This is a genomic window from Azospirillum canadense, from assembly GCF_025961225.1.
Taxonomy (GTDB): domain Bacteria; phylum Pseudomonadota; class Alphaproteobacteria; order Azospirillales; family Azospirillaceae; genus Azospirillum; species Azospirillum canadense.
This window is the reverse complement of the sequence record NZ_JAOQNG010000002.1, coordinates 66,858-93,473: the sequence shown is the minus strand read 5'-3', so window position 1 is coordinate 93,473 and position 26,616 is coordinate 66,858. Positions and strand designations below refer to the sequence as shown.

Sequence of the window (26,616 nt, the reverse complement as noted above, 5' to 3'; positions counted from 1 at the left end):
GGCCCCTCGCTTTTGCGCATAGCCATTGTTTGCGCATGGACACGACCATCAGACGGACAGGGTTGATCGCACCATGTCGATGACCGCCTCTCACGACCAGCTTACCCCGCAGATCCTCCTCCGAGCCCTCCGGCAGTTCCGCAAGGGGGATTTCTCCGTGCGGCTGCCGCTGGAACTGCAAGGGTTGGATGGCGAGATCGCCGCGGCGTTCAACGACGTCGTGGAGATGAACGAGTCGCTCGTCAACGAGGTCGGGCGGCTCAGCGTCGCCATCGGCAAGGAGGGCAAGGTCAGCCAGCGCGCCCGCTTGGCCACCGCGTCGGGCAGCTGGGGCACCTGCGTGGACAGCGTCAACACGCTGGTCACCGACCTGACCCAGCCGACGCAGGAAATGGCACGCGTCATCGGCGCGGTCGCCAAGGGCGACCTGTCCAAGTCCATGCCGCTGGAGATCGAGGGGCGGCCCCTCCAGGGCGAGTTCCTGCGCACGGCCAAGAACGTCAACACGATGGTCGAGCAGCTCGTCTCCGTGACGACGGAGCTGACGCGCGTCGCCCGCGAGGTCGGCATCGAGGGCAAGCTGGGCGGCCAAGCCCAGGTGAAGGGCGTCGGCGGCACCTGGAAGGACCTGACCGACAACGTCAACATGATGGCCGCCAACCTGACGGCCCAGGTCCGCAACATCGCCGACGTGACGACGGCGGTGGCGAACGGCGACCTGTCCAAGAAGATCACCGTCGACGTCCGCGGCGAGATCCTGGAGCTGAAATCCACGATCAACACCATGGTGGACCAGCTGAACAGCTTCGCCAGCGAGGTGACCCGCGTCGCCCGCGAGGTGGGATCTGAGGGCAAGCTCGGCGGCCAGGCGGTCGTGAAGGGCGTGGCCGGCACCTGGAAGGACCTGACCGACAACGTCAACCTGCTGACCGGCAACCTGACCAACCAGGTCCGAAACATCGCGGAAGTCGCCACCAGCGTGGCGAAGGGTGATCTGTCGAAGAAGATCACCGTCGATGTGAAGGGCGAAATCCTGGAGCTGAAGAACACCCTCAACACGATGGTGGACCAGCTGAACAGCTTCGCCAGCGAGGTGACCCGCGTCGCCCGAGAGGTGGGCACCGAGGGCAAGCTGGGCGGACAGGCGCAGGTGGAAGGCGTCGGCGGCACCTGGAAGGACCTGACCGACAACGTCAACCTGCTGACCGGCAACCTGACCAACCAAGTCCGAAACATCGCCGAGGTTGCGACGGCCGTCGCGAAGGGCGACCTGTCGAAGAAGATCACCGTCGATGTGAAGGGCGAAATCCTGGAGCTGAAGAACACCCTCAACACGATGGTGGACCAGCTCAACAGCTTCGCCAGCGAGGTGACCCGCGTCGCGCGTGAAGTGGGCACGGAAGGCCGCTTGGGCGGCCAGGCCCGCGTGGAAGGCGTGGCCGGCACCTGGAAGGACCTGACCGACAACGTCAACCTGCTGACCGGCAACCTGACCAATCAGGTGCGTAACATCGCCGACGTGACGACCGCGGTCGCCAACGGCGACCTGTCGAAAAAGATCACCGTCGATGTGAAGGGCGAGATTTTGGAGCTGAAGAACACCATCAACACGATGGTGGACCAGCTCAACAGCTTCGCCTCGGAAGTCACGCGCGTCGCCCGTGAAGTGGGTTCGGAAGGCAAGCTGGGCGGACAGGCGCAGGTGAAGGGTGTGGCCGGCACCTGGAAGGACCTGACCGACAACGTGAACGCGATGGCGACCAACCTGACCGGTCAGGTCCGCAACATCGCGGAGGTCACGACCGCGGTGGCGAACGGCGACCTGTCCAAGAAGATCACCGTGGACGTCCGCGGCGAGATTCTGGAGCTGAAGGACACCATCAACACCATGGTGGACCAGCTCAACAGCTTCGCCAGCGAGGTGACGCGCGTCGCGCGCGAGGTGGGTTCGGAAGGCAAGCTGGGCGGACAGGCGCAGGTGAAGGGCGTCGCCGGCACCTGGAAGGATCTGACGGACAGCGTGAACCTGCTGACCGGCAACCTGACCAACCAAGTGCGAAACATCGCCGACGTGACGACCGCCGTGGCGAACGGCGACCTGTCGAAGAAGATCACCGTCGACGTGAAGGGCGAGATCCTGGAGCTGAAATCCACCATCAACACCATGGTGGACCAGCTCAACAGCTTCGCCTCGGAAGTGACCCGCGTGGCCCGCGAGGTGGGCACCGAGGGCAAGCTGGGCGGACAGGCGCAGGTGAAGGGTGTGGGCGGCACCTGGAAGGACCTGACCGACAACGTCAACATGATGGCCGCCAACCTGACCGGGCAGGTCCGCAACATCGCGGAGGTCACCACGGCGGTCGCAAAGGGCGACCTGTCGAAGAAGATCACCGTCGACGTGAAGGGCGAGATCCTGGAGCTGAAGGACACCATCAACACGATGGTGGACCAGCTGAACAGCTTCGCCTCGGAAGTGACGCGCGTGGCGCGCGAGGTGGGCAGCGACGGCAAGCTGGGCGGCCAGGCCCGCGTGGAAGGCGTCGGCGGCACCTGGAAGGACCTGACCGACAACGTCAACATGATGGCGACCAACCTGACCAACCAAGTGCGCGGCATCGCGGAGGTCGTGACGGCGGTCGCCCAGGGCAACCTGAAGCGCAAGCTGACCGTGGATGCCAAGGGCGAGATCGCGGCGCTGGCCGACACCATCAACGGCGTGATCGAGACGCTGGCGATCTTCGCCGACCAGGTCACCAACGTGGCCCGCGAGGTGGGCATCGAAGGCAAGCTGGGCGGGCAGGCCAAGGTGCCCGGCGCCACCGGCGTCTGGGGCGACCTGACCGACAACGTGAACCAGCTGGCCGCGAACCTGACCACCCAGGTCCGCGCCATCGCGGAGGTGGCGACCGCGGTGACCAAGGGCGACCTGACCCGGTCCATCGCCGTGGAGGCGTCGGGCGAGGTCGCGGCGCTGAAGGACAACATCAACGAGATGATCCGCAATCTTCGCGACACGACGCTGAAGAACGCGGAGCAGGATTGGCTGAAGACGAACCTCGCCAAGTTCACCCGCATGCTGCAGGGCGAACGCGACCTGGTCACCGTCTCCAACCTGATCCTGTCGGAGATCGCGCCGCTGGTGAACGCCCAGCACGGCGTCTTCTACGTCACCACGCGCGACAACGACGACACCGTCCTCGACCTCGTCGCCAGCTACGCGCTGAAGGAGCGCAAGAACCTCGGCAACCGCTTCGCGCTGAAGCAGGGCCTGGTCGGCCAGTGCGCCTACGAGAAGAAGCGCATCCTGCTGACCAACGTGCCGAAGGACTACGTCAACATCAGCTCCGGCCTCGGCGAGGCACCGCCGCTCAACATCATCGTCCTGCCGGTGCTGTTCGAGAACGAGGTGGCGGCCGTCCTCGAACTCGCCTCCTTCAACCGCTTCAGCGAGACGCATCAGTCCTTCCTGGAGCAGCTGACCGAGAGCATCGGCATCGTGCTGAACACCATCGCGGCCAATATGCGCACGGAAGGCCTGCTGAAGCAGTCGCAGCGCCTGACGACCGAGCTGCAAAGCCAGCAGGAGGAGCTGAAGACCACCAACGAGCGGCTGGAGCAGCAGGCCGCCTCGCTCCGCCAGTCGGAGGAACTGCTGAAGGCTCAGCAGGAGAAGCTGCGCCAGACCAACGAAGCGCTGGAGGAGAAGGCGCAGCAGTTGGAAAGCCAGAACGTCGAGGTGGAGCGCAAGAACCGCGAGGTCGTGCTCGCCAAGGCCGCGCTGGAGGAAAAGGCGGAGCAGCTGTCGCTGACCTCCAAGTACAAGTCGCAGTTCCTCGCCAACATGAGCCACGAGCTGCGCACCCCGCTGAACAGCCTGCTGATCCTGTCGAAGCTGCTGTCGGACAACGCCGACCACAACCTCAGCGACAAGCAGGTGGAGTTCGCGCGGACGATCCACGCCGCCGGTTCGGACCTGCTGAACCTGATCAACGACATCCTGGACCTGTCGAAGATCGAATCCGGCACGGTCACGCTGGAGATCGGCGAGGTGGTGCTGAGCGACCTGCGCGGCCATGTGGAGCGTACCTTCACCCAGCTGGCCGAGGAGAAGCGCCTGCGCTTCACCATCGACATGGACAAGGCCCTGCCCGTCACCATCCAGACGGACGAGAAGCGGCTGGAGCAGGTGCTGAACAATCTGCTGTCCAACGCCTTCAAGTTCACCGAGGTGGGCGGGGTCACCTTCCGCGTCAGCCCCGTGTCGGAGGGCTGGAGCAGCGGCCACCCCGTGCTGAACGCGGCCGACCAGGTGCTGGCCTTCATCGTCACCGACACCGGCATCGGCATCCCGGAGGGCAAGCAGCGCATCATCTTCGAGGCGTTCCAGCAGGCCGACGGCACGACCAGCCGCAAGTACGGCGGCACCGGCCTCGGCCTGTCGATCAGCCGTGAGATCGCGCGCCTGCTGGGCGGCGAGATCCGGGTGCAAAGCGCCCCCGGCAAGGGCAGCACCTTCACGCTCTACGTGCCGCTGAACTTCGACCTCGCCAGCCACCAGGAGCCGGCGCCGAAACCCGCCGCCATCCCGTCGCCGACGCGCCCGATCGTCGCCTCCGGGTCGGAGGAAGGGCTGGCGCTGCTGCAGCTCCACCCCTCGCTCGACGACCGGGAGCGCATCCGGCCGGGCGACCCGGTGGTGCTGGTGATCGAGGACGACGTGAAGTTCGCCTCCATCCTGGTCGACCTGACGCGCGAGAAGGGCTTCAAGGCCATCGTCTCCTACGCCGGCGGCCCGGCCATGCCGATGGCCCGCAAGTTCCACCCCGACGCGGTCCTGCTCGACATCGGCCTGCCGGACATGGACGGCTGGGCCCTGCTCGACCTGCTGAAGCGCGACCCGCAGACCCGCCACATCCCCGTGCACGTCATCTCCGCCAAGGAGGAGCGGCGCCGCGGCCTCGCCATGGGCGCCTTCGACTACACGGAGAAGCCGGCCGATCGCGAGGCGATCTTCGCCGCTCTCGCCAAGGTCAAGGGCTTCGTGGAGCGCCACCACCGCAAGCTGCTGATCGTGGAGAAGGAAACCAACGCGGAGACGGGCGGCATCGCCAACCTGCTCGGCAACGGCGACATCGAATCCCGCACGGTCACCTCGACCGACGCGGCGCGCGCCGCGCTGGCGGAGGAACGGTTCGACTGCATGGTGCTCGACCTCTCCATCCCGCAGCCGGCGGACTTCGAGCTGATCGAATCCTTGCGCACCCGCGACACCACCGCCTGGATGCCGGTCGTCGTCTACGTCTCCGAGACCATCGCGCCGGAAGACGAGTCGCGGCTGCGCCGGCTGGCGGAATCGGTGGTGCTGCGCAGCGTCCGCTCCGCCGGCAGCTTGCTGGACGAGACGGCGCTGTTCCTGCACCGCGCGGTGGACCGCCTGCCGGAGGAAAAGCGCAGCGCGCTCGCCCAGATACGACAACGCGACCCGGCGCTGAACGGCAAGAAGGTGCTAATCGTCGACGACGACTTCCGCAACATCTTCTCGCTCGCCAGCGTGCTGGAAGCGCACGACATGGCCGTCCTCCACGCCGAAAGCGGCCAGGAAGGGCTGGACTTGCTGAAGCAGAACCCCGACGTCAACGTGGTGCTCGTCGACATCATGATGCCGAAGATGGACGGCTATCAGACCATCCGTGAAATCCGGACGACCGACCAAGGGCGCGGCCTGCCCGTGATCGCCGTCACCGCCAAGGCGATGAAGGGCGACCGCGAGAAGTGCATCGAGGCCGGCGCCACCGATTACCTTGCAAAGCCGGTGGACATCGACCACCTGCTGTCGCTCCTGCGCGTCTGGACGGGCCTCCAGCGGGGGTCGGGCGGCGCGCCGGTGATGCCACGCCTCAGCCGGGAGTGACCCTCCGATGCCGTCCAACCTGGGCAACGGCGCAATGAACCGGCCAATGACCGCCATAGGCACCGCTACGGGCGCCGCCATGGGAGCCCCGACGGCGGCCGCGAGGATCGCCGCCGACGCGATGCGGAGCGTCGCGGACTCCCTGCCGCCGCTGGAAGTGCGCATCCTGGTCGTCGACGACGACAGCCGGAACCTTCTGGCGATGCGCGAGACCCTGTCCGAACTCGGCGCCACGGTGGTGCTCGCCAAGTCCGGCGAGGAGGCGTTGAAACGCGTGCTGGACCAGGACTTCGCGGCGATCCTGATGGACGTCCACATGCCGGGCATGGACGGCTACGAGACGGCGGAGCTGATCCGCAACCGCCAGAAGTCCCGCCACATCCCGATCCTGTTTCTGACCGCGATCAACAAGGACGAGATGCACATCTTCCGCGGCTATTCCGCGGGGGCTGTGGACTATATGTTCAAGCCGGTCGATCCGGTGATCCTGCGCAGCAAGGTCTCCGTCTTCGTCGAGCTGTACCGCAAGACGGAGGAGGTGAAGCGCCAGGCCGCCGTGCGCGAACGGCTGCTGGCCGAGAATTTCCGCGTCCGCACGGAGAAGATGGAGGCCGAACAGGCGCTCCGCCGCTCGGAGGAGCGGCAGGCGCTGATCGCCCGTTCCCTGCCGATCCTGCTCTACACCGCCGGGATCGGGAGGGGCACGCCCTTCCGCTACGTGACGGAAAACACGCAGGACCTGTTCGGCTTTCCGGCCGAACGCTTCCTGAAAGAGGGCGGGTTCTGGGAATCCCGCCTGCATCCCGACGACCGGGAGCGGGCGCTGGCCCAGTTCGCGACGGCGCTGGAAACCGGCGTCGCCACGGTCGAATACCGCTGGCGCGGCGCCGACGACAAGTACCGCATCCTGCTCGACCAGGCGGTCGTCCTGCGCGACGACGACGGCGCGCCGCAGGAGCTGTGCGGCACCATCCTGGACGTCACCGACACCCGCGAGATGCAGCAGCAGCTCGCCCACGTCCAGAAGATGGAGACCATCGGCCAGCTGACCGGCGGCATCGCCCACGACTTCAACAACATGCTGACCGTGGTCATCGGCAGCCTGGAGCGGCTGGCCCGCATGGTGCCGGACGACCCCAAGGCGGCGCGGCGCGTGGACATGGCCTTGCAGGCGGCGTTGCGCTGCTCCGACCTGACGCGCCGGCTGCTCGCCTTCGCGCGACGCCAGCAGCTCCACCCCGAAAGCGTGGACATGGACGCGCTGGTGCGCAACATGGGCGAGCTGATGGAGCGCACGCTCGGCCCCAACATCCAGGTGGTGATCGAGACCGCCCCGCCGCAGTGCCCCGCGCTGGTCGACCGGACCCAGGCGGAATCGGCCCTGCTGAACCTCGTCATCAACGCGCGCGACGCCATGGCCGGCAACGGCCGCCTGACCATCGCGACCACGACCGTCACGGTCGGCGAGGACGGGCAGGAGGCGGGGCTCGACCTGCATCCCGGCCACTATGTCCGGCTGACCGTGGCCGACACCGGCTGCGGCATGCCGGCCGACGTGCTGGAACGCGCCTTCGAACCCTTCTTCACAACCAAGGACGTTGGCAAGGGCACCGGTCTCGGCCTCAGCATGATCCACGGCTTCGTGAAGCAGTCCGGCGGCATCATCAAGGTGGAGAGCGCGCCGGACTGCGGCACCACCTTCCACCTCTACCTGCCCTGCGCGCCCGACGCCGACCCCGCGGCCAGCCGCGACCCCGACGCGGCGGAGGCCGAAGCCACGCCGATGCCCGGCCAGGGCGAGTTGGTGCTGGTCGTCGACGACGACCACGCCGTGCGCCACGTCGCCGTGCTGACCCTCCAGGAACTCGGCTACAACGTCCTGGAGGCGGAGAACGGCCCGACGGCGCTGGCGGTCCTGGCCGGCAACCCGCGCGTGGATTTGCTGTTCACCGACATCGTCATGCCCGGCGGCATGAACGGCCTGGAACTGGCCCAGGAGGCCATGCGGCGCTACCCCGACCTGAAGGTGCTCTACGCGTCGGGCTACGCGCACGGCGTCGCGGGCGGTGTCGGCACCGCCGGGCCGGGTGCGGAAATCCTGATCAAACCTTACCGCGACCGCGACCTCGCCCGCGCCATTCGCGTCGCGCTGGGAGCGACGCCCGCCTGCGCAGAGGCGAAGTGATCCCCTCTCCCCTCCGGGGAGAGGGTTAGGGTGAGGGGGTTGTGCATTTGCCGGACGTACCAAAGTAGCGGGGCCCCTCACCCTCCCCTCTCCCCAGAGGGGAGAGGGTTACTTCATCATGAAAATCGCTTTTGTTTCCCCGCAGAGTCCCTGCACTTCCCGGTGATAAAACCGCGACCCGCCCGTGACGGTGCGCCCGATCCGGCGGTTCCGACTTACCCTGTCGGCGTGGCCGCAACGGGGGATGTCCGTGACTTCTTCATTCACCTCTTCCGACCTGCTCCGGTTCGAAAGCCTTGGCGACAACTGCGAGTTCGGGTTCGTCCTGCGCCGCCACGCCTGCGAGGCGGGCAGCCTGTTCCGCTGGGCGGCGATGAAGCCGGACCAGCTGCTCGGCCTGTTGCGGGCGGGTTTCGCCGATTTCTACCGGTTCGAGAACCTAGCCCCGCTGCGCACCAACATGGTGCAGGACGCCCCCTACGGCATCGGCTGGCACACGGACCTGAAGTCGGAGGTCGCCGGCGGGCGGCTCCAATACCGGGACGATGAGGCCACGCGGCGCAAGCTGCACCGCAAGGAGGTGCGCAAGCTGCAATACCTGCTGTCCAAGTTCACCGCCCGCCTGCGGCTCGGCGGGGTGGTCTACGTCCTCAAGTCGAACAGCGGGATAGCGCCGGAGACGGTGGACGGCATCCTCGACGAGCTGACCGCGCTGGCCGGGCACACGGACTTCGCCCTGCTGGAGGTGCAGGCGACCGACGATCCAGCGCGGATCGGCACGGTGGAACGGCGCGGGCCGCAACGGCTGCGCGGCTACGTCTCGCGCTTTGCCGCCTACCACAAGGCGGACGACGTGGACGCCGATGCCTGGAGCCGCGTCATGGACGGCGCTCGGCACCTGTACCCCTGCCCGGACTGGTCCCGGCGCCTCGCCGACCTCCATGTGGAGACCGCGGACGGGGGCATTCCGCTCGGTTTCCCGATCGACGCAACGCAGGACTTGAACAAGCCCATCATGGGCGATCTGCGCGCCGGAATGGCCCGGCTGCTGAACGGAAACCAGTGGTGCCGCCTGTACGGCGCCAACTTCCGTCTCCACGGGCCGAACCCGGACCGACCGGGCAACGCCCTGCGCTGGACCGGCGTGTACCCTCCGGGACCGTTCCAGCTCTCGGCCAGCGCCCGCTGTCCGGTGTCCGATTCCGTTCCCCTGCGCCTTTCCGTTCAAATCCACACGGAGGACGGCGCGCTGGTCGCGGAGGAGGAGCTTGTGGCCCAGCCCGGCCGGGTCGGGGAGATCGCCCTGCTCTGCCCCGTCGGCGGCCAGCCCCTGACCATCACCATCACGGTGAACGCGGCCCGCGCGCTGCAAAACGGAGAGCGGGCGGTCGTCGACCTGACACCGCTGGGCCTTCACCCAGACCGGCCGACACCCACGCTGGACGTGGTGGCGGCCCGCGCGGTGGCGGCGTGACCCGCCGCATCCGACACCGAACACGGGCAGTCGTGCTCCTGCTCGGCGCTTGCCTCGCGGCGCTTCCCGCCGCCCCCGCCCTTGCCGACCCCACCGACGTGCCGGTCGAGCCGCGGAGCCAGCCGCCTTATCCCGACTGGATGAGCACGCTGATCGGCACGCTGCGGCAGCGGAACCCGGCGGCGATCCTGATGGGCGATTCCCTCGTCGCGGGCTGGCCAAAGGATCTCTCAGCAACGCTGTTCGACGCCGAGCCGGTGAATTTCGGGGCTGGTGGCGACACGACGGCCAACCTTCTCTGGCGCGTGCGGAACGCTTTCGCCCCCGGCATGGCGCTCCGCTCCGCTCTGCTGCTGGTCGGCACCAACGACTTGACCAAGCGCACCCCCGACGCCATCACCGACACCATCGGCGACATCCTGTCCACCATCCACGCTGACGCCCCGCGGGCTTGCGTCACGGTGGTCGCCCTGCTGCCCCGCCGCGACGGCGGCAGCGCCTACGCCACCAGGATCCGGGCGATCAACGATCGCCTGCGCACCATGGCCTCGCCCCGCGTGCGCGTCATCGATGCTTCGGCCCCCCTTCGGGAGCGCTGCCCCACGACCGGCCCCTGCGACCTCTATAAGGACTCCGTCCACCTGACCCGCACCGGCTACGAGCTGGTGACCGACGCCATCCGGACCGCCCAGCAGCAGCAGCCCTGCTCCTAACGGCGCAACAACTCCTCCACCGGCATCGGGGCCGACAGGAAGCCCTCCATCGCCAGCGCGATGCCGCCCATCGGCACGGCGTCCGGCCCCAGCGGCGAGACCACCAGCCGCAGGTCGCGCCGCAGCGGCTCCAGCGCGTGGCGCTCCAGCGCCCGGTTCAGCGCCGGCAGGAAGACGTCCGCGGCCACGGACAGGTTGCCGCCCAAAACCGCCAGCGCCGGGTTCATCAGGTTGACCATGTGCGATAGGGCGATGCCCAGCCGTTCCCCCACCTCGTCCAGCAGGGCGATCACCACCGCGTCGCCGTCCCGCGCCGCCGCGGTGACGGCGCCGAGGTCCGGCAGGTCCCGTCCCCGCTCCGCCGCCTGGGCGAGGATGGCGGATTCCGACACGTAGGTTTCCAGGCAGCCGCGCTTGCCGCAGCCGCAGGGGCGGCCATCCGGCACCACCGTGACATGCCCGACCTCCCCCGCAAAGCCCTGGGCCCCGCGGTAGAGTCGCCCGCCCAGGAACAGCCCGCCGCCGACGCCGGAATGGCCGGTCAGGTAGACGAAGTCCTCCACGTCGCGGCACACGCCGAACAGACGCTCCGCCATAGCCGCCGCCTTGGTGTCGTTGTCGATGTAGACGGGCGCGCCCAGCGCAGCCTCCAGCCGGGCGCGGATCGGCGTGTCCCGCCAGCCCAGGTTCGGGGCCAGCACCAGCCGCCCCTCCCGGTCCATCAGCGCCGGGATGCCGACGCCCACGCCGCGCACCGGCAACCCCTCTCCGCTCGCCGCCACGGCCCGGTCGATCCCCTCGTGCAGAAGGTCCGCCGCCGTGCCGATGTCCGTGCTGCCGGGGATCTGCACATGCTCCAGCACGGTGCCGGCCAGCGTGGTGGTGACGATGCGGATCGTCCGCGGCTCCAACCGCGCGCCAACCAGCAGCCCGGCCGAGGGCGCGATGGCCAGCGCCGTTTCCGGCCGCCCGATGCGCCGGGCGCGCGGCCCCTCCGTCCGCTCCACCAACCCGTCGTCGAGCAGTTGCGTCACCACCGCGGAAGTGGTCGCCTTGTCCAGCCCCGTCAGGCGGCCAAGCTCCGCCTGCGAGGCGTTGGGGTTCTCGCGCAGCGCGTGGAACACCCGGATCACGTTGAGACGCCGGATCGCGGCCGAGTTCACCCGTGGCGACATGCCCACCTCCCCCCCCTTTTTCCCACTCTGGCGGCGGTTCTACCTCAAACAGCCTATTCCCATGAGTCCGTGTTGACGGCCCGCGGGACCCTAGGGTAGCGTGTCTTTAGTTAGACGGTCTATCAAAAAGACCGCAACTTCAAGCGGCCAAGGCGGCGACGCCACCAAAGAGCCGCCCACAGGGACGGAAGACGCGCCATGAGCAGCCAACCCGTGTTGGTAGCCGACAGCGTCGCGAAAAGCTTTGGGCCGGTCCAGGTCCTGTTCGGGGTGGATTTCAACATCATCCCCGGCGAGGTCCACGCCCTTGTGGGCGAGAACGGCGCGGGCAAGTCGACGCTGATGAAGATCCTCGCCGGCTACCAGCCGCCGAGCGCGGGCTCGATCCGCGTGGACGGCGAGCCGGTCCATCTCTCCGGCAGCGGCCCGGCGGAGGCGCTGGGCATCGTCCTGATCCACCAGGAATTCAACCTCGCCGAACACCTGACGGTGGAGGAGAACATCTCGCTGGGCCGGGAAATCCGGCGCGGCCTGTTTCTCGACAAGCCGGCGATGCGCAACCGCGCCCGCGCCGCACTGGCGGAGTTGAACTGCGCGGTCGATCCCGACGCGCGCATTCGCGACCTGTCCGTCTCCGAACGGCAGATGGTGGAGATCGCCAAGGCCGTGTCCCGCTCCGTGCGCGTCCTGATCATGGACGAGCCGACCGCCGTGCTGACGGGGGCGGAGACGGAGGTGCTGTTCCGCCTGATCCGCCGCCTGACCGCGCAGGGCGTCGGCGTCGTCTACATCTCGCACAAGCTGGACGAGGTGAAGGCCATCGCGGATCGGATCACCGTGCTGCGCGACGGCCGCCGCATCGGGACGCACCCGGCCGAGCTGCTCGGCCACGACGACATCGCGCAGCTGATGGTCGGCCGCCCCATGTCCGACCTGTTCCCCACGAAACAGCCGCCCGCGCCCGACGCGCCGGTGGTGCTGGCGGTGGAGGGTCTGTCCGTCCCCGGCTGGGTGCGCGACGCCTCCTTCCAGCTGCGCCGGGGCGAGATCCTGGGCTTCGCCGGCCTGGTCGGCGCCGGCCGGACGGAACTGATGGAGGGGCTGATGGGCCTGCGCCATCGAAGCGCTGGCACCCTCCGCCGCGACGGCCAGCCCTTGCGCGTCCGTACCGTCGCCGACGCCGCGAAGGCCGGCATCGCCTACCTGACGGAGGACCGCAAGGGCAAGGGCCTGCTGGTCGGCAAGGGCCTGCGCCCCAACCTGACCCTGCTGGCGCTGGATCGCTACGGCCGCGTCTTCATCGACGAGCGGAAAGAGGCCACCGCGCTCGACCGCGCCATCGAGGAGTTCGACATCCGCGTGAAGAGCCCGGACGCGCTGGTCGGCAGCCTCAGCGGCGGCAACCAGCAGAAGCTGTTGCTCGCCAAGACCATGCAGGTGGCCCCGCAAATCCTGATCGTGGACGAGCCGACGCGCGGCATCGACATCGGCACGAAGCAGCAAATCTACCGCTTCCTCCACGACCTCGCCCGGCGCGGGACTTCCATCATCGTGATCTCGTCGGAGATGCCGGAAATCATCGGCCTGTCGCACCGCGTCGTCGTCATGCGGTCGGGCGCCGTCACCGGCACGCTGTCCGGCGAGGACATCACCGAGGCCGAGATCGTCCGCTACGCCACGGGCCTGAAAGGCATGAAAGGGATACCCCATGACCCAGTCCTCCATGCCTGAGTTGGCGCGCAAGCCGTCCGCCGGCTTCGACCTGAAACTGTGGGGGCCGTTCCTGGCGCTGGCCGGGCTGATCGTGCTGGGCACGCTGGTCAACCCGGTCTTTCTCAGCCCGGCGAACCTCGCCAACGTACTGACCCGCACCGCCTTCACCGGCATCATCGCGGTGGGCGCCACCTTCGTCATAACCACCGGCGGCATCGACCTGTCGGTCGGCTCGCTCGCCGCCTTCACGGCCGGCGTGATGATCGTGGTGATGAACGCGCTGGTCGGACCAATGGGCGCCGGGATGGGCGCGGGCTGGCCCGTGGTGCTGGTCGGCATGCTGGCCGCGGTGGGCCTGGGGCTCGTGGCGGGGCTGGTCAACGGGCTGCTGGTGACCAAGGGGCGGATCGAGGCCTTCATCGTCACGCTCGGCACCATGGGCATCTTCCGCTCGCTGGTCACCTACCTCGCCGACGGCGGCACGCTGTCGCTGAATTCCGGCATGCGGGCGGTCTACCGGCCGGTCTATTACGGCGGGCTGTTCGGCATCCCGACGCCCGTGCTGGTCTTCGCCGCGGTCGCGCTGATCGGCGCGGTCATCCTCTACCGCACGCGCTTCGGCCGCTATTGCGCGGCCATCGGCTCCAACGACGAGGTGGCGCGCTATTCCGCCATCGACGTGGACCGGGTGCGGCTGCTCGCCTTCGTGCTGCAGGGGCTGTGCGTGGCCATCGCCGTGATCCTCTACGTGCCGCGGCTGGGCTCCGCCTCGGCCACCACCGGCGTGCTGTGGGAGCTGGAGGCCATCGCCGCGGTGATCATCGGCGGCACCATGCTGAAGGGTGGGCACGGGCGCATCTGGGGCACGGTGGTGGGTGCCGTCATGCTGACGCTGATCGACAACATCCTCAACCTGACCGGGGCGATCAGCGTCTACCTCAACGGCGCGATCCAGGGCGCCATCATCATCGTCGCGGTGCTCCTGCAACGGGGAACCGCGTCCAAGCGCTGATAACATCAAAGGGAGGAACACAGGCGATGAAGCTCACACTGGGTTTGGCGGCGGCGCTGGTCGCCGGTGTGCTGATGGCGCCGGTCAACGGCTGGGCGCAGCAGAAGATCAAAATGGGCGTCTCCATCCCCGCCGCGACGCACGGCTGGGCCGGCGGCCTGAACTGGCACGCCCAGCAGGCCAAGGCGAAGCTGGAGAAGCAGTACCCGAACCTGGAGGTGGTGCTGGTCACCGCCCGCGACGTGGGCCGGCAGGCCAACGACCTGGAAGACCTCGTCTCCGTCCGCAACATCGACGCGCTGGTGATCCTGCCCTTCGAATCCGCCCCCATGACCGACCCGGTCCGCGCGGTGAAGCAGGCCGGCAAGTTCGTGACAGTGGTCGACCGCGGCCTGACCGACCCGTCCATCCAGGACTTGTACGTCGCCGGCAACAATCCGGAGATGGGCAAGGTCTCCGCCCAGTTCATGAAGCAGAAACTGGGCGGCAAGGGCGACATCGTGGTGCTGCGCGGCATCCCCACCGTGATCGACAACCAGCGCGTCGACGCCTTCCAGGAGGAGATCAAGGGCACCCAGATCAAGGTGCTGGGCATGCAGTACGCCAACTGGAACCGCGACGACGGCTACAAGGTGATGCAGGACTTCCTGTCGCGCTTCCCGAAGATCGACGCCGTCTGGGCGCAGGACGACGACATCGCGCTCGGCGTGATCGAGGCGGTGAAGCAGGCCGGCCGCGAGAAGGAGATGTTCATCCTCGGCGGTGCCGGCATGAAGGACATGATCAAGCGCGTCATGGACAAGGACCCGCTCGTCCCCGCCGACGTCCTGTACCCGCCCGCCATGATCGCCGAGGCGATGGAGATCACTGCCAAGCATCTGGTGGAAAAGGCGCCGATCAAGAAGGAATACATCATCGAGGCGACTTTGGTGACCCCGGAGAACGCGTCGAAATACTACTACCCCGACTCGCCGTTCTAGTGCTTTCCCCCTCTCCCCCCTGGGGAGAGGGAGGGACCCGCGAAGCTCTCGCGCAAGCGAAGCTTGCGCTGACGCGGCAGGCGGACCCTATGGGTCCGCTGAGAGCGGGAGGGTGAGGGGGTCTCGCTTTTCGGTATGTCCGGCAAAAGCGCAACCCCCTCACCCTAACCCTCTCCCCAGGGGGAGAGGGGACAAGAACAAGGGAGGAATAGGCCATGAAAACCATCAAAGGCCCGGCGATCTTCCTGGCCCAGTTCGCCGGGGACGAGGCCCCCTTCAACAGCCTGTCCGCCATCGGCAAGTGGGCCGCCGGACTGGGCTTCAAGGGCGTGCAGATCCCCTCTTGGGACGGGCGCCTGTTCGACCTCGCCAAGGCCGCGGAGAGCAAGACCTACTGCGACGAGGTGAAGGGTGTGCTGGCCGACGCCGGCGTGCAGGTCACCGAACTGTCCACCCACCTGCAAGGCCAGCTCGTCGCCGTGCACCCGGCCTACGACGAGGCCTTCGACGGCTTCGCGGCAACCCAGGTGCGCGGGAACCCGAAGGCACGGCAGGAATGGGCGGTCAACCAGCTGATGCTGGCCGCGAAGGCCTCCGCGAACCTCGGCCTGACCGCGCACGTCACCTTCTCCGGCGCGCTCGCCTGGCCTTACATCTACCCCTGGCCGCAGCGCCCGGCCGGGCTGATCGAGACGGCCTTCGACGAACTCGCCAAGCGCTGGCGCCCGATCCTGGACGCCTTCGACAACGTCGGCGTCGACGTCTGCTATGAAATCCACCCCGGCGAAGACCTGTTCGACGGCGCGACCTTTGAAATGTTCCTGGAGCGCGTCGGCAACCACCCGCGCTGCAACATCCTCTACGACCCCAGCCACTTCGTGCTTCAGCAGCTCGACTATCTGGGCTTCATCGACGTCTACCACCCGCGCATTCGGATGTTCCACGTCAAGGACGCGGAGTTCAACCCGTCCCCACGCCAGGGCGTCTATTCCGGCTACCAGCCCTGGGTCGACCGCGCGGGCCGCTTCCGCTCGCTGGGCGACGGGCAGGTCGATTTCGGCGGCATCTTCTCCAAGCTGACCCAGTACGGCTTCGACGGCTGGGCGGTGCTGGAGTGGGAATGCTGCCTGAAGCACCCGGAGCAGGGCGCCGCCGAAGGCGCGCGCTTCATCGAGGCGCACATCATCCGCACCACCGAAAAGGCCTTCGACGACTTCGCCGGCACCGGGACCGACCTGGAGGCCAACCGCCGCATGCTCGGCATCGGCTGAGGGGAGGACTCGACATGACCATTGAAGGGAAAGCGGGTTCCACACCCCGCCGGCGCCTCCGCCTCGGCATGGTCGGTGGCGGGCAAGGCGCCTTCATCGGCGCGGTGCACCGCATCGCCGCCCGGCTGGACGACCGGTACGAGCTGGTGGCCGGCGCGCTGTCGTCCGACCCCGAGCGGGCGCGGGTCAGCGGCGCCGACCTGTTCCTCGCCCCGGACCGCTGCTACGCCAGCTTCCAGGAGATGGCGAAGGCCGAGGCGTCCCGCGAAGACCGCATCGACGCGGTCGCCATCGTCACGCCCAACCACCTGCACCACCCCGCCGCCAAGGCCTTCCTGGAGGCCGGCATCCACGTCATCTGCGACAAGCCGATGACGACCACGATCGAAGACGCCGAAGATCTCGCCTCCATGGTCGAGCGCACCGGCCTCGTCTTCGCGCTGACGCACAATTACACCGGCTACCCCATGGTCCGGCAGGCCCGCGCCATGGTGGAGGCCGGGGATCTCGGCCGCATCCGCGTCGTGCAGGTCGAATACCCGCAGGACTGGCTGACCACGCCGCTGGAGGAAATCGGCCAGAAGCAGGCGGCTTGGCGCACCGACCCGGCGCGGAGCGGCATCGCCGGCTGCGTCGGCGACATCGGCACGCACGCCTTCCAGCTGGCGGAGTTCGTCACCGGCCTGCGCTGCACCGGCCTCGCCGCCGACCTGACGACCTTCGTGGACGGCCGGCGCCTGGACGACAACGCCCACATGATGCTGCGCTACGACAACGGCGCCCGCGGCATGCTGTGGGCGAGCCAGGTCGCCCCCGGCCACGAGAACGGCCTGCGCCTGCGCGTCTACGGCGACCAGGGCGGGCTGGAGTGGTTCCAGGAGCAGCCCAACCACCTGCGCCTCAGCCCCTTTGGGGAGCCGCCGCGCACTATCACGCGGGGCGGCGCCGGTTCCAACCCCGCCGCCGCGCACGCCACCCGCATCCCGCCCGGCCACCCGGAAGGCTATCTGGAGGGCTTCGCCCAGCTCTACCGCGACACCGCCGACCTGATCGGCGAACGGCTGGGCTGGGGCGAGCCGGATGCGCAGGCGCGCCTCGTCCCAACCGTCCGGGACGGCGTGCGGGGCGTGCGCTTCATCCACGCCGCCGTCGACTCCAGCCGCCAGGGCGCGGCTTGGGTCACCCTCTGAAAGGACCGATCATGGCCGACCGTTACTTCACCGGAACGGACCGGGTCCGTTACGAAGGGCCGGACAGCGACAACCCGCTGGCCTACCGCTGGTACGACCCCGACCGCATGGTCCTGGGCAAGCGCATGGCCGACCAGCTGCGCATCGCCGTCTGCTACTGGCACAGCTTCTGCTGGCCCGGCACCGATCCGTTCGGGGCCGGAACGATCGACCGCCCCTGGATGCGCCCCGGCGACCCGATGGCCTTGGCGGAGCAGAAGATGGCCGCCGCCTTCGAGCTGTTCGAGACGCTGGGCGTTCCCTTCTACACTTTCCACGACCGCGACATCGCGCCGGAGCTGGGGTCCTTGCGGGAAACCCAAACCGCCTTCGCCCGCCTGACCGAGACGGCGCAGGCGCACATGGAGCGGACCGGGATCAAGCTGCTCTGGGGCACGGCGAACCTGTTCTCCCACCCCCGCTACATGGCCGGGGCCGCCACCAACCCCGACCCGGAGGTGTTCGCCTGTGCAGCATCCCAGGTGCGCGATGCGCTGGAGGCGACGCACCGGATGGGCGGCGTCAACTACGTGCTGTGGGGCGGGCGCGAGGGCTACGACACGCTGCTGAACACCGACCTAAAGCGCGAACTGGACCAGATGGGCCGCTTCCTGACCATGGTGGTGGAGCACAAGCACCGCATCGGCTTCCCGGGCACGATCCTGATCGAGCCCAAGCCCATGGAGCCGACCAAGCACCAGTACGACCACGACGTGGCGACCGTCTACGGCTTCCTGAAGCGCTACGGGCTGGAGGACGAGGTCCGCGTGAACATTGAGGTCAACCACGCCACGCTCGCCGGCCACAGCTTCGAGCATGAGGTGGCGACCGCGCTGGCGATGGGGATCTTCGGCTCCATCGACATCAACCGCGGCGACCCGCAGAACGGCTGGGACACCGACCAGTTCCCCAACGACGCCAACGACCTCGCCCTGCCCCTGTCCCGCATCCTGGAGGCCGGCGCCCTCACCACCGGCGGCTTCAACTTCGACGCCAAGATCCGCCGCCAGAGCGTCGAGCCCGACGACCTCCTCCACGCCCACGTCGGCGGCATCGACACGCTGGCGCGTGCGTTGCTGTCGGCCGAAAAGCTGGTCGAGGACGGCCGGCTGCGCCGCTTCGTGGACGATCGCTACAAGGGCTGGACCGGGCCCTTCGGCCGTGATCTGCTCGGCGGCATGGACCTCGCCGCCGCCGCCGACGCCGGGCTGGGGATGGACCCAAAGCCGCGATCCGGCCGGCAGGAAATGCTGGAAAATCTGGTGAACCGGGTGGTGTGAGAACCCTCTCCCGCCTCGGGAGAGGGTGACGCCGCAGGCGTCGGGTGAGGGTGCCGGCAAGGATCAAGGCGCTGATCCTTGTCGGTACCACCGCCCCAACCCTCCCCCGGGGCGGGGGAGGGAGCTTGAACAGGAGTCCCCCATGCACCTCGGCATCGACCTCGGCACCTCCGGCGTGAAGGCCGTCCTCATCGACGACGCGCAAGCTCTCATCGCCCAAGCCACCGCCCCGCTGGAGGTCCACCGCCCCCACCCCCTGTGGTCGGAGCAGGATCCGGAGGATTGGTGGGCCGCCACCAACCGTGCCATCGCCGATCTCAAATCCGCCCACCCCCAGGCTATGGCCGCCGTCCGCGCCGTCGGCCTGTCCGGGCAGATGCACGGAGCGACGCTGCTGGACCGCAACGACCGCGTCCTCCGCCCGGCCATCCTGTGGAACGACGGGCGCAGCGGCGCCGAATGCGCGGAGTTGGAACGGCGCGCACCCGACCTCCGCGCCGTCACCGGCAACCGCGCCATGCCCGGATTCACTGCCCCTAAACTCCTCTGGGTCGCGGCGCATGAGCCCGACGTCTTCACCGCCACCGCCAAGGTCCTGCTGCCGAAGGATTACCTGCGCCTGCGCATGACCGGCGACCACGCCTCGGACCTCTCCGATTCCGCCGGCACGCTGTGGCTCGACGTCGGCGCCCGCGCCTGGTCCCCGGCGATGCTGGAGGCAACCGGCCTCAATGAGTCCCACATGCCGCGCCTCTTCGAAGGGTCCCAGCCCACCGGCTCGCTCCGTCCCGAGGTCGCCGCGGCCTGGGGCGTGCCGCCCGGCACCATCGTCGCGGCCGGGGGCGGCGACAACGCGGCGGGCGCGGTCGGCGTCGGGGTGGTGGCGCCGGGCACGGCCTTCCTGTCGCTCGGCACGTCGGGCGTGCTGTTCGCCAGCGGCGACCGCTTCGCCCCGAACCCGGAGCGCGGCGTGCACGCCTTCTGCCACGCCCTGCCCGGCCGCTGGCACCAGATGTCGGTGATCCTCAGCGCCGCCAGCAGCCTCACCTTCGCCGCCCGCCTGACCGGCTGCGCCGACGAGGCCACCCTGCTGCGCGAGGCGGAGGAGCAGCCCCCCGACATCGGTTCCCTCGTCTTCCTGCCCTACCTGTCCGGGGAGCGCACACCGCACAACGACCCCAACGCCAAGGGCGTGGTCTTCGGCCTGACCCACAACACCAGCCGCGGCGCGCTCGCCCGCGCGGTGTTGGAAGGGGTGGCCTTCGCGCTGCGCGACGGGCTGGACGCGCTGGAGGAGGCCGGGACCAGCGTCGGCCGGCTGCTGGTCATCGGCGGCGGCGCGCGCAGCGCGCTGTGGGGCCGCATCCTGGCCAGCGCGCTCGACCGCCCGCTCGACTACCCCGCGGGGGCGGAGGTCGGCCCGGCCTTCGGCGCCGCGCGTCTGGCCCGGCTGGCCGAAACCGGGGAGGATCCCGACGTGGTGTGCCGCCCCCTGCCCGTTCGCGCCAGCGTCGAGCCCGACCCGGCCCTTGCCGAGGTGATGGCCCGACGCCACCGTCTGTTCCGTCGCCTGTACGGCGACCTGAAGGACACATTCCGGGACTCAAACGATGCCTGAACCAAGGCACCTCGACGCGCGGCCGGTCGTCTCCGGCCGGAACACCCTGGGCGAGAGCCCGCTCTGGTCCGAACAGCGCCAGACGTTGTTCTGGACCGACATCCAGGGCCGCCGCCTGTGGGCGTTCGAGCCCGCACGCGGCACCAGCCGAAACTGGGATCTGCCCGACCGCCTCGCCTGCATGGCCCTGCGCCGCGACGGCACGCTGCTGGCCGGCTTTGCCCGCAGCCTCGCCGTCTTCGACCCCGACAGCGGCCGCAGCGAGGCGATCTGCGCCTTCGAACCGGATTTGCCGACCACCCGCGCCAACGACGGACGTTGCGACCGGCAGGGCCGCTTCCTTGTCGGCGGCCTGGACGAGGGCAATCCGCAGCGCCCGATCGCCTCCGTCTGGCGCCTCGACGCCGACCACAGCCTGCACCGCCTGATTCCGGACGTGGTTATCGCCAACAGCCTGTGCGTCAGCCCAGACGGCCGCACCCTCTACATGACCGACACGCCGCAGCGGGTGATCCGCGCCTACGGCTACGACCCGGCGACGGGCGCAATCGGCACGCGGCGCGATTTCCACCGGTTGCCGCCCGGTCCCGGCCACCCGGACGGCTCCGTGGTCGACTCCCAAGGCTATCTGTGGAACGCCGAATATGGCGGCGGGCGCGTGGTGCGCTACGCGCCGGACGGCACGGTGGACACCATCATCACGGTGCCGACGCCGAACACCACTTGCCCGGCCTTCGGCGGGCCGGACCTGACCACGCTCTACATCACCACGGCCGCGGACGGACGGCCGGACGACCCGCTGGCGGGTTCCCTCTTCGCCGTCGAGGTCGATGTGCCCGGCCTTCCCGAACCCTTCTTCGCGGGGTGACCCCATGAGCGACGCGCGCTACCCCAGCCTGAAGGACCGGGCCGTGCTGGTCACCGGCGGCGGAACCGGCATCGGCGCCGCCATCGTCGAGCGTTTCTGCGCCCAGGGCAGCCGCGTCGCCTTCCTGGACATCGCGGAGGAGCCCTCCCGCGCGCTTGTGGAACGGATGGGGGAGGCCAAACCCCTGTTCCTCCCCTGCGACCTGCGCGACATCGCCGCCCTGCGCGCCTCCGTCCAACAGGCCGCGGACGCGCTCGGGCCGTTGCGCGTGCTCGTCAACAACGCGGCCAGCAACGACCGCCACCCCTGGCAGGACGTCACGCCCGACTATTGGGACGACCGCATGGCCGTGAACCTGCGCCACCAGTTCTTCACGGCCCAGGCCGCGGCGCCCCTGATGATCGAGGCCGGCGGCGGGTCCATCGTCAACCTCGGCTCCATCAGTTGGGTGATCGGCCAGGGCGGCATGGCGGCCTACAGCGCCGCGAAGTCCGCCGTGCTCGGCCTGACGCGCAGCCTCGCCCGCGACCTCGGCCCCTCCGGCGTCCGGGTCAACTGCGTGATGCCCGGCGCGGTGATGACCGAACGGCAGCTGCGCCTGTGGATCACGGAGGACAACAAGCGCACCATCCTCGACCACCAGTGCCTGAAGCGCCTGCTGGAGCCTGTGGACATCGCCCGCATGGTGCTGTTCCTGGCGTCCGACGACAGCGCCATGTGCACGAACCAGAGCTTCATCGTCGACGGCGGCTGGGTGTAAAGCCGCCCCTTTCTCTTGTCGCCGTTTTGCCCCAACCGGCAGCTTGGCCGCGGTGATGAGATGCGGACCCAACCGCGCAAAAGGAGTAGTCGCCGTGTCTCTGGTCCGAATGTCTACGGTCGTCTGCCTGGGCCTGTCCCTGCTGTCCGCCCCGGCTCTGGCGCAGGGCAATTTCGGTCTCGGCTGGCCCAACCAGAACAACCAGGGCCAGAACAACCAAGGCCAGGACAGCCAGAACCAGACCTTCGGCATCGACAACGACCTGCTGGGCAAGCTCGGCGGGGCGGCTGTGGGCGCGCTGGTCGGCTCGCAGATCGGCAAGGGCACCGGCAACCTGCTGGCCATCGGCGCCGGCGGCCTGCTCGGCTACTTCGCGGGCGGCTACCTGATGGACCAGCTCAGCCCCGGCTCCCGCGACGCCGTGCACACGGCGGAATCGCGCGCGCTGGACGCGCCGGTCGGCCAGACCATCCGCTGGAACAGCCCGGATTCCTCGACCACCCGCGGCAGCATCACCCCGATCCGCGCCGGCCGCGACCAGCAGGGGCGCGAGTGCAAGGAGTTCCAGCACAAGGTCTTCATCGACGGCCGCCAGGAAACCGCCAACGGCACCGCCTGCCGCGGCGAAGACGGCCAGTGGAAGCTGGTGGCGCAGCAGTAGGCTTTTGCCCCCTCCCTAACCCTCCCCCGCTTCGCGGTGGAGGGGCTCTGGGGCAAGGTGGCGGCAGTCCCCTCTCCCGCGAGAGCGGGGGAGGGTTAGGGAGGGGGCCGCGGCGCCCGCACCCTACCCGCCTTCCTTCACCGCCACCGTCTGCACCAGCACGGTCGCGCTGTCGGTCGGTACCTCGACGGTCACCGGGACGACGCGGCCGCCCGACGCGTTGCGGCCGAACCAGACGGTCGCGTGGCGGTCCTGGCCGTCGGCGAAGAACTTGGACGGGTCACGGTCGGTCTGGAAGCCGGCCACGGGACGGATGGTCACCGCGCAGACCTCCGCCGTGCCAGACGCGATGCGGTAGCTGGAGTGCGGAAGCTCCTGCCGCCCGTTTGGCTTCATGATCACGTCGTAGCGGCGGCGCCCGTCGAACACCGGGTAGGTCCCGCCGCAGCCCCCGGCGCGGCTGGCCGACAGGATGACCGCCGCGCCGACGCTGAGCGGATCGACGCTGCCGCGGCGGCTCTCGGCCGGAACACGCGCGGCCTTGTCGGCGGAGAGCGGCGGCTCCGCCTGCACCTCCACGTCGTCGGGCCGGAAGGCCAGCGCCATGACGTCGTTCTTCTTCCGCAGCCGGCGTTCGCCGCGGAACCGGTCGGGGCGCACCGAACCGGTCTCCAGCAAGCCCTGGGATTCGGCGCTGTAGCGGAAGTTGGTGAACAGGCTCAGCCACGGGCTGGCCTCCGCCAGCAGCCGCGCGCGGTAGCGCCCACCGGCCGCCTCATCCAGCACCACGCTGCCGCGGGCCAGCGAGACGCCGCCGCTGTAGGCGGCGAACTCCATCTCCAGCGTCGCGGCCCCCGCCCCCGCCGGCATCAGCAGGAGCGTGAGGCCGGCCAGCAGCCCTCTCACACCAATCATGAGGCCGGCGGGGGCGGGTCGACGATGTCCTGGTATTCGGGATGGCGTTTCAGATAGCCGGCGATGAAGGTGCAGACCGGCACGACGCGCAAGCCCCGCGCCCGCGCGTCGTCCAGCGCGCCGCGGGCCAGCGCCGACCCGACGCCCTGGCCGGACAGGCTTTCCGGCACCTCCGTGTGGGTGAAGGTGATGCGGCCCTCGCCGGGCTCATACTGCGCGATGGCCGTCGCGTCGCCGACCTTCAGCTCGTAGCGGTTCTTGGCCGCGTTGTTCTTCACGTCCGCGCTCATGTCGCTGTCTCTGCCCCCGTTTTCATGGACCGATGACCACCCCTTCGTTGGGCCGCAGGCGGACGCTGCCCGCCACCGGCTCCCCGTCCCGATCGAGGTGGGTCGATACCCGGATATGGGCACCCTCCACCGGGGCGTCCACCATCGCCAGATCCCGCCCGAGGTTCAGCAGCACCCACAGCCGGCGCCCGCCGTGCGCCCGCTCGTACACCAGCACATCGTCCTCGGCCGAGACGCGGCGGTAGCTTCCCACCGAGAGCGCCGGCTCCACCCGCCGCAGTGCCAGCAGGGCCTTGTAGAGCGCGAGCTTGGAGCCCGGATCGGCCGCCTGCGCCGTGACGTTCACCCGCGTCGCCTCCGGCCCCAGCGGCAGCCAGGGCTTCCCGCTGGTAAAGCCGGCGCCGGGCGTGCCGTCCCAGGGCATGGGCGTACGCGCCGGATCGCGGCCGAGTCCCAGGCCGGGCACGTTCTTTTCCCAGGGGTCCTGCACGAGGTGCGGCGGGATGGGCACGTCGGTCATGCCGATCTCGTCGCCCTGATAGAGCGTGGGCGTGCCGCGGAGCGTCAGCAGCAGCATGGCCGCCACCCGCGCCTGCGCCTTGCCCAGCCGGCTCGCCACGCGGGAGCGGTCGTGGTTGCCCAGCACCCAGTTCGGCCAGCCGCCGGGCGGCAGCGCCGCCTCATACTGATCGATCAGGGCGGCCAGGGCCTTGGCCTCCCACGGGGTTGACAGCAGGTGGAAGTTGAAGGGCAGCTGGAAGCCGGACAGGTCGGTTCCGTAATAGGCCATCAGCTGGTCGATGGGCAGGTACGCCTCCCCGATCAGCAGCCGGTCGCCGGAGTAGGAATCCACGACGCGGCGCATGGCGGCAATGGCGTCGTGCACTTCCGGCTGGTCCATGGTGTGGATGCGGATCACGCGCCGTGTCGGCGACATGCCCTCGCGCCAGCCGGGGTTCGGCGGGTTGTCGCGGAGTTGCTCATCCTCGATCAGGTGGTGGATGGCGTCCACGCGGAAGCCGTCCACGCCGCGGTCGAGCCAGAAGCGCAGCGCGTCCAGCATGGCCGCGCGGACCTCCGGGCTGCGCCAGTTCAGGTCCGGCTGCTCCTTCAGGTAGGCGTGGTAGTAGTATTGCCCGGTCGCCTCGTCCCATTCCCAGGCACTGCCCCCGAACTCCGACAGCCAGTTGCTGGGCGGCCCGCCATCGGGAGCGGGGTCGCGCCAGACGTACCAGTCGCGCTTTGCGTCGTCGCGGGAGGAGCGGCTTGCCACGAACCACGGGTGCCGGTCGGAGCTGTGGTTCGGCACATAGTCCAGGATCACCTTCAGCCCGCGCTCGTGCGCCGCGGCGACCAGCCGGTCGAAGTCCTCCATCGTCCCGAACAGCGGGTGGACGCCGGTGTAGTCCTCCACATCGTAGCCGAAATCGGCCATCGGCGACGGGTAGATCGGCGAGATCCACACGGCGTCCACGCCCAACGTCACCAGATGGTCCAGCCGCGCCAGCAACCCCGGCAGGTCCCCCACCCCGTCCCCGTTCGAATCCTGGAATGAGCGCGGGTAGACCTGATAGACCACCCCGCTCTGCCACCAGGCGAAGTCGTCCAGATTTCGATCCGCCGCCATCCGGCCCTCAGCCGATCAGCAGGGATTCGGCGCCGTCGATCCAGACGGGCGTGCCGGTGATGTGCTTCGACCGGTCGGACGCCAGGAACAACGCCAGTTCCGCCACGTCGTCGCTGCTGCCCGCCTTGCCGCCGGTCAGCGGCACTTCGCCCTTCGGGTACTCCGCCGGCTCCTCCGCCTTCTCGGTGTTGCGGGACTGGGTGTTGTCCTGGATGTCCGTGTCGATCATGCCCGGGCAGATCGCGTTGACGCGGATGCGGTGCTTGGCCAGTTCCAGCGCCAGCATCTTTACCATCGCCACCTGCGCCGCCTTGGTGCAGGAATAGGCGGTGGCCCCGGCGTTGCTGAACACCCGCGTCCCGTTGATGGAGGCGGTGACCAGGATCGACCCGCCGCCGGCCTTCTTCAGGTGCGGCACCGCGTGGTGCAGCGTCAGGTAAGTGCCGCGCAGGTTGGTGTTGATGGTGCGGTCCCACTCCTCCGGCGTCAGCTCGTCGATGGGGGCCCAGACGCCGTTGATGCCGGCGTTGGCGAAGACGATGTCGAGCCGTCCGTATTCCTGCGCCAGCCGCTGCACCGCCTTTTTCATTGCCGCATCGTCGCCGACGTCGGCGACCAGCGGGATGGCCTTGCCGCCGGCCCGAGTGATCTCCTCCGCCGTCTTGCGAATCTCGTCGTCGGTGTGGCTGAGAACGCCGACGCTCGCCCCGGCGCGGGCGAACAGGACCGCCGCCGCCTTCCCGATGCCCGACCCGGCGCCGGTGACCAGCGCGACCTTTCCGTTCAATTCCATGGTTCTGCCGCTCCGCTGCTGCGCTGGGACAGCAGAGCCAACCAGCGGGGCCGGCGAGGGTTCCCGGTGGCACCGGCGCTGGTGGCTTTGTGCGTTGCAGCACGCAGGCATGCTGACAACGCGCAGCACGACCGCGGCCGG

19 protein-coding genes are annotated in these 26,616 nt (G+C 69.0%); 14 read left to right on the top strand and 5 right to left on the bottom strand.

Translation table 11 applies throughout. The features are described from left to right. Positions 1-73 precede the first annotated feature (73 nt). From M2351_RS15140 to M2351_RS15125, 4 genes are all read left to right on the top strand, one after another. The gene (locus M2351_RS15140; protein WP_264656946.1) at positions 74-5,911 is read left to right on the top strand and encodes a HAMP domain-containing protein; all 5,838 of its coding nucleotides are present in this window, start codon (positions 74-76) and stop codon (positions 5,909-5,911) included. Between the two features lie 7 nt (positions 5,912-5,918). Further along, complete coding sequence (locus M2351_RS15135; RefSeq protein ID WP_264656945.1) at positions 5,919-8,096, top strand: response regulator; 2,178 nt, start codon at positions 5,919-5,921, stop codon at positions 8,094-8,096. A 250-nt stretch (positions 8,097-8,346) separates the two neighbouring features. Then, a complete protein-coding gene (locus tag M2351_RS15130; protein ID WP_264656944.1) occupies positions 8,347-9,570 on the top strand; it encodes a papain-like cysteine peptidase in 1,224 nt (407 codons plus the stop codon). Positions 9,571-9,602: 32 nt separating this feature from the next. After that, positions 9,603-10,283, top strand: a complete 681-nt coding sequence (locus M2351_RS15125) for a GDSL-type esterase/lipase family protein (RefSeq protein WP_264656943.1) — start codon at positions 9,603-9,605, stop codon at positions 10,281-10,283. Here the strand turns inward: M2351_RS15125 and M2351_RS15120 are convergent. Next, on the bottom strand, positions 10,280-11,458 hold the full coding sequence (locus M2351_RS15120; protein ID WP_264656942.1) for an ROK family transcriptional regulator: 1,179 nt from the start codon (positions 11,456-11,458) through the stop codon (positions 10,280-10,282). The genes M2351_RS15125 and M2351_RS15120 overlap by 4 nt on opposite strands. 198 nt (positions 11,459-11,656) lie before the next feature. Here M2351_RS15120 and M2351_RS15115 point away from each other — a divergent pair, with 198 nt between their 5' ends. The 10 genes from M2351_RS15115 to M2351_RS15070 all read left to right on the top strand — a co-directional run bounded on the left by M2351_RS15115 (position 11,657) and on the right by M2351_RS15070 (position 22,850). After that, positions 11,657-13,189, top strand: coding sequence for a sugar ABC transporter ATP-binding protein (locus M2351_RS15115; RefSeq protein WP_264656941.1), 1,533 nt, complete (start codon positions 11,657-11,659; stop codon positions 13,187-13,189). Further along, on the top strand, positions 13,167-14,183 hold the full coding sequence (locus M2351_RS15110) for an ABC transporter permease (RefSeq protein WP_264656940.1): 1,017 nt from the start codon (positions 13,167-13,169) through the stop codon (positions 14,181-14,183). The genes M2351_RS15115 and M2351_RS15110 overlap by 23 nt, the downstream gene beginning before the upstream one ends. A gap of 26 nt (positions 14,184-14,209) precedes the next feature. Then, complete coding sequence (locus tag M2351_RS15105; RefSeq protein ID WP_264656939.1) at positions 14,210-15,163, top strand: substrate-binding domain-containing protein; 954 nt, start codon at positions 14,210-14,212, stop codon at positions 15,161-15,163. A gap of 215 nt (positions 15,164-15,378) precedes the next feature. Continuing rightward, complete coding sequence (locus M2351_RS15100; protein ID WP_264656938.1) at positions 15,379-16,434, top strand: sugar phosphate isomerase/epimerase family protein; 1,056 nt, start codon at positions 15,379-15,381, stop codon at positions 16,432-16,434. A gap of 14 nt (positions 16,435-16,448) precedes the next feature. After that, positions 16,449-17,624 carry a Gfo/Idh/MocA family protein gene (locus M2351_RS15095; protein WP_264656937.1) on the top strand — a complete coding sequence of 392 codons (1,176 nt, stop codon included), beginning with the start codon at positions 16,449-16,451 and terminating at the stop codon, positions 17,622-17,624. Between the two features lie 11 nt (positions 17,625-17,635). Continuing rightward, complete coding sequence (gene xylA / locus M2351_RS15090; RefSeq protein ID WP_264656936.1) at positions 17,636-18,943, top strand: xylose isomerase; 1,308 nt, start codon at positions 17,636-17,638, stop codon at positions 18,941-18,943. A 142-nt stretch (positions 18,944-19,085) separates the two neighbouring features. Beyond that, positions 19,086-20,561 carry a xylulokinase gene (gene xylB, locus M2351_RS15085; RefSeq protein WP_264656935.1) on the top strand — a complete coding sequence of 492 codons (1,476 nt, stop codon included), beginning with the start codon at positions 19,086-19,088 and terminating at the stop codon, positions 20,559-20,561. Next, the gene (locus M2351_RS15080; protein WP_264656934.1) at positions 20,554-21,429 is read left to right on the top strand and encodes an SMP-30/gluconolactonase/LRE family protein; all 876 of its coding nucleotides are present in this window, start codon (positions 20,554-20,556) and stop codon (positions 21,427-21,429) included. Before xylB ends, M2351_RS15080 begins: the two co-directional genes overlap by 8 nt. 4 nt (positions 21,430-21,433) lie before the next feature. Continuing rightward, positions 21,434-22,189, top strand: a complete 756-nt coding sequence (locus M2351_RS15075; RefSeq protein WP_264656933.1) for an SDR family NAD(P)-dependent oxidoreductase — start codon at positions 21,434-21,436, stop codon at positions 22,187-22,189. A gap of 94 nt (positions 22,190-22,283) precedes the next feature. After that, positions 22,284-22,850, top strand: a complete 567-nt coding sequence (locus M2351_RS15070; protein ID WP_264656932.1) for an RT0821/Lpp0805 family surface protein — start codon at positions 22,284-22,286, stop codon at positions 22,848-22,850. A gap of 123 nt (positions 22,851-22,973) precedes the next feature. Here M2351_RS15070 and M2351_RS15065 read toward each other — a convergent pair whose 3' ends face one another. From M2351_RS15065 to M2351_RS15050, 4 genes are read right to left on the bottom strand one after another with little or no spacing between them, the layout of a single operon-like run. Further along, positions 22,974-23,765 (bottom strand): DUF3108 domain-containing protein, encoded by a 792-nt coding sequence (locus tag M2351_RS15065; protein ID WP_264656931.1) that lies wholly within the window; start codon positions 23,763-23,765, stop codon positions 22,974-22,976. After that, positions 23,762-24,055, bottom strand: a complete 294-nt coding sequence (locus M2351_RS15060; RefSeq protein WP_264656930.1) for a GNAT family N-acetyltransferase — start codon at positions 24,053-24,055, stop codon at positions 23,762-23,764. The genes M2351_RS15065 and M2351_RS15060 overlap by 4 nt, the downstream gene beginning before the upstream one ends. Positions 24,056-24,077: 22 nt before the next feature. Beyond that, complete coding sequence (locus tag M2351_RS15055; protein ID WP_264656929.1) at positions 24,078-25,682, bottom strand: alpha-amylase family glycosyl hydrolase; 1,605 nt, start codon at positions 25,680-25,682, stop codon at positions 24,078-24,080. Positions 25,683-25,689: 7 nt separating this feature from the next. Continuing rightward, on the bottom strand, positions 25,690-26,475 hold the full coding sequence (locus tag M2351_RS15050; RefSeq protein WP_264656928.1) for an SDR family oxidoreductase: 786 nt from the start codon (positions 26,473-26,475) through the stop codon (positions 25,690-25,692). Positions 26,476-26,616: the final 141 nt, after the last annotated feature.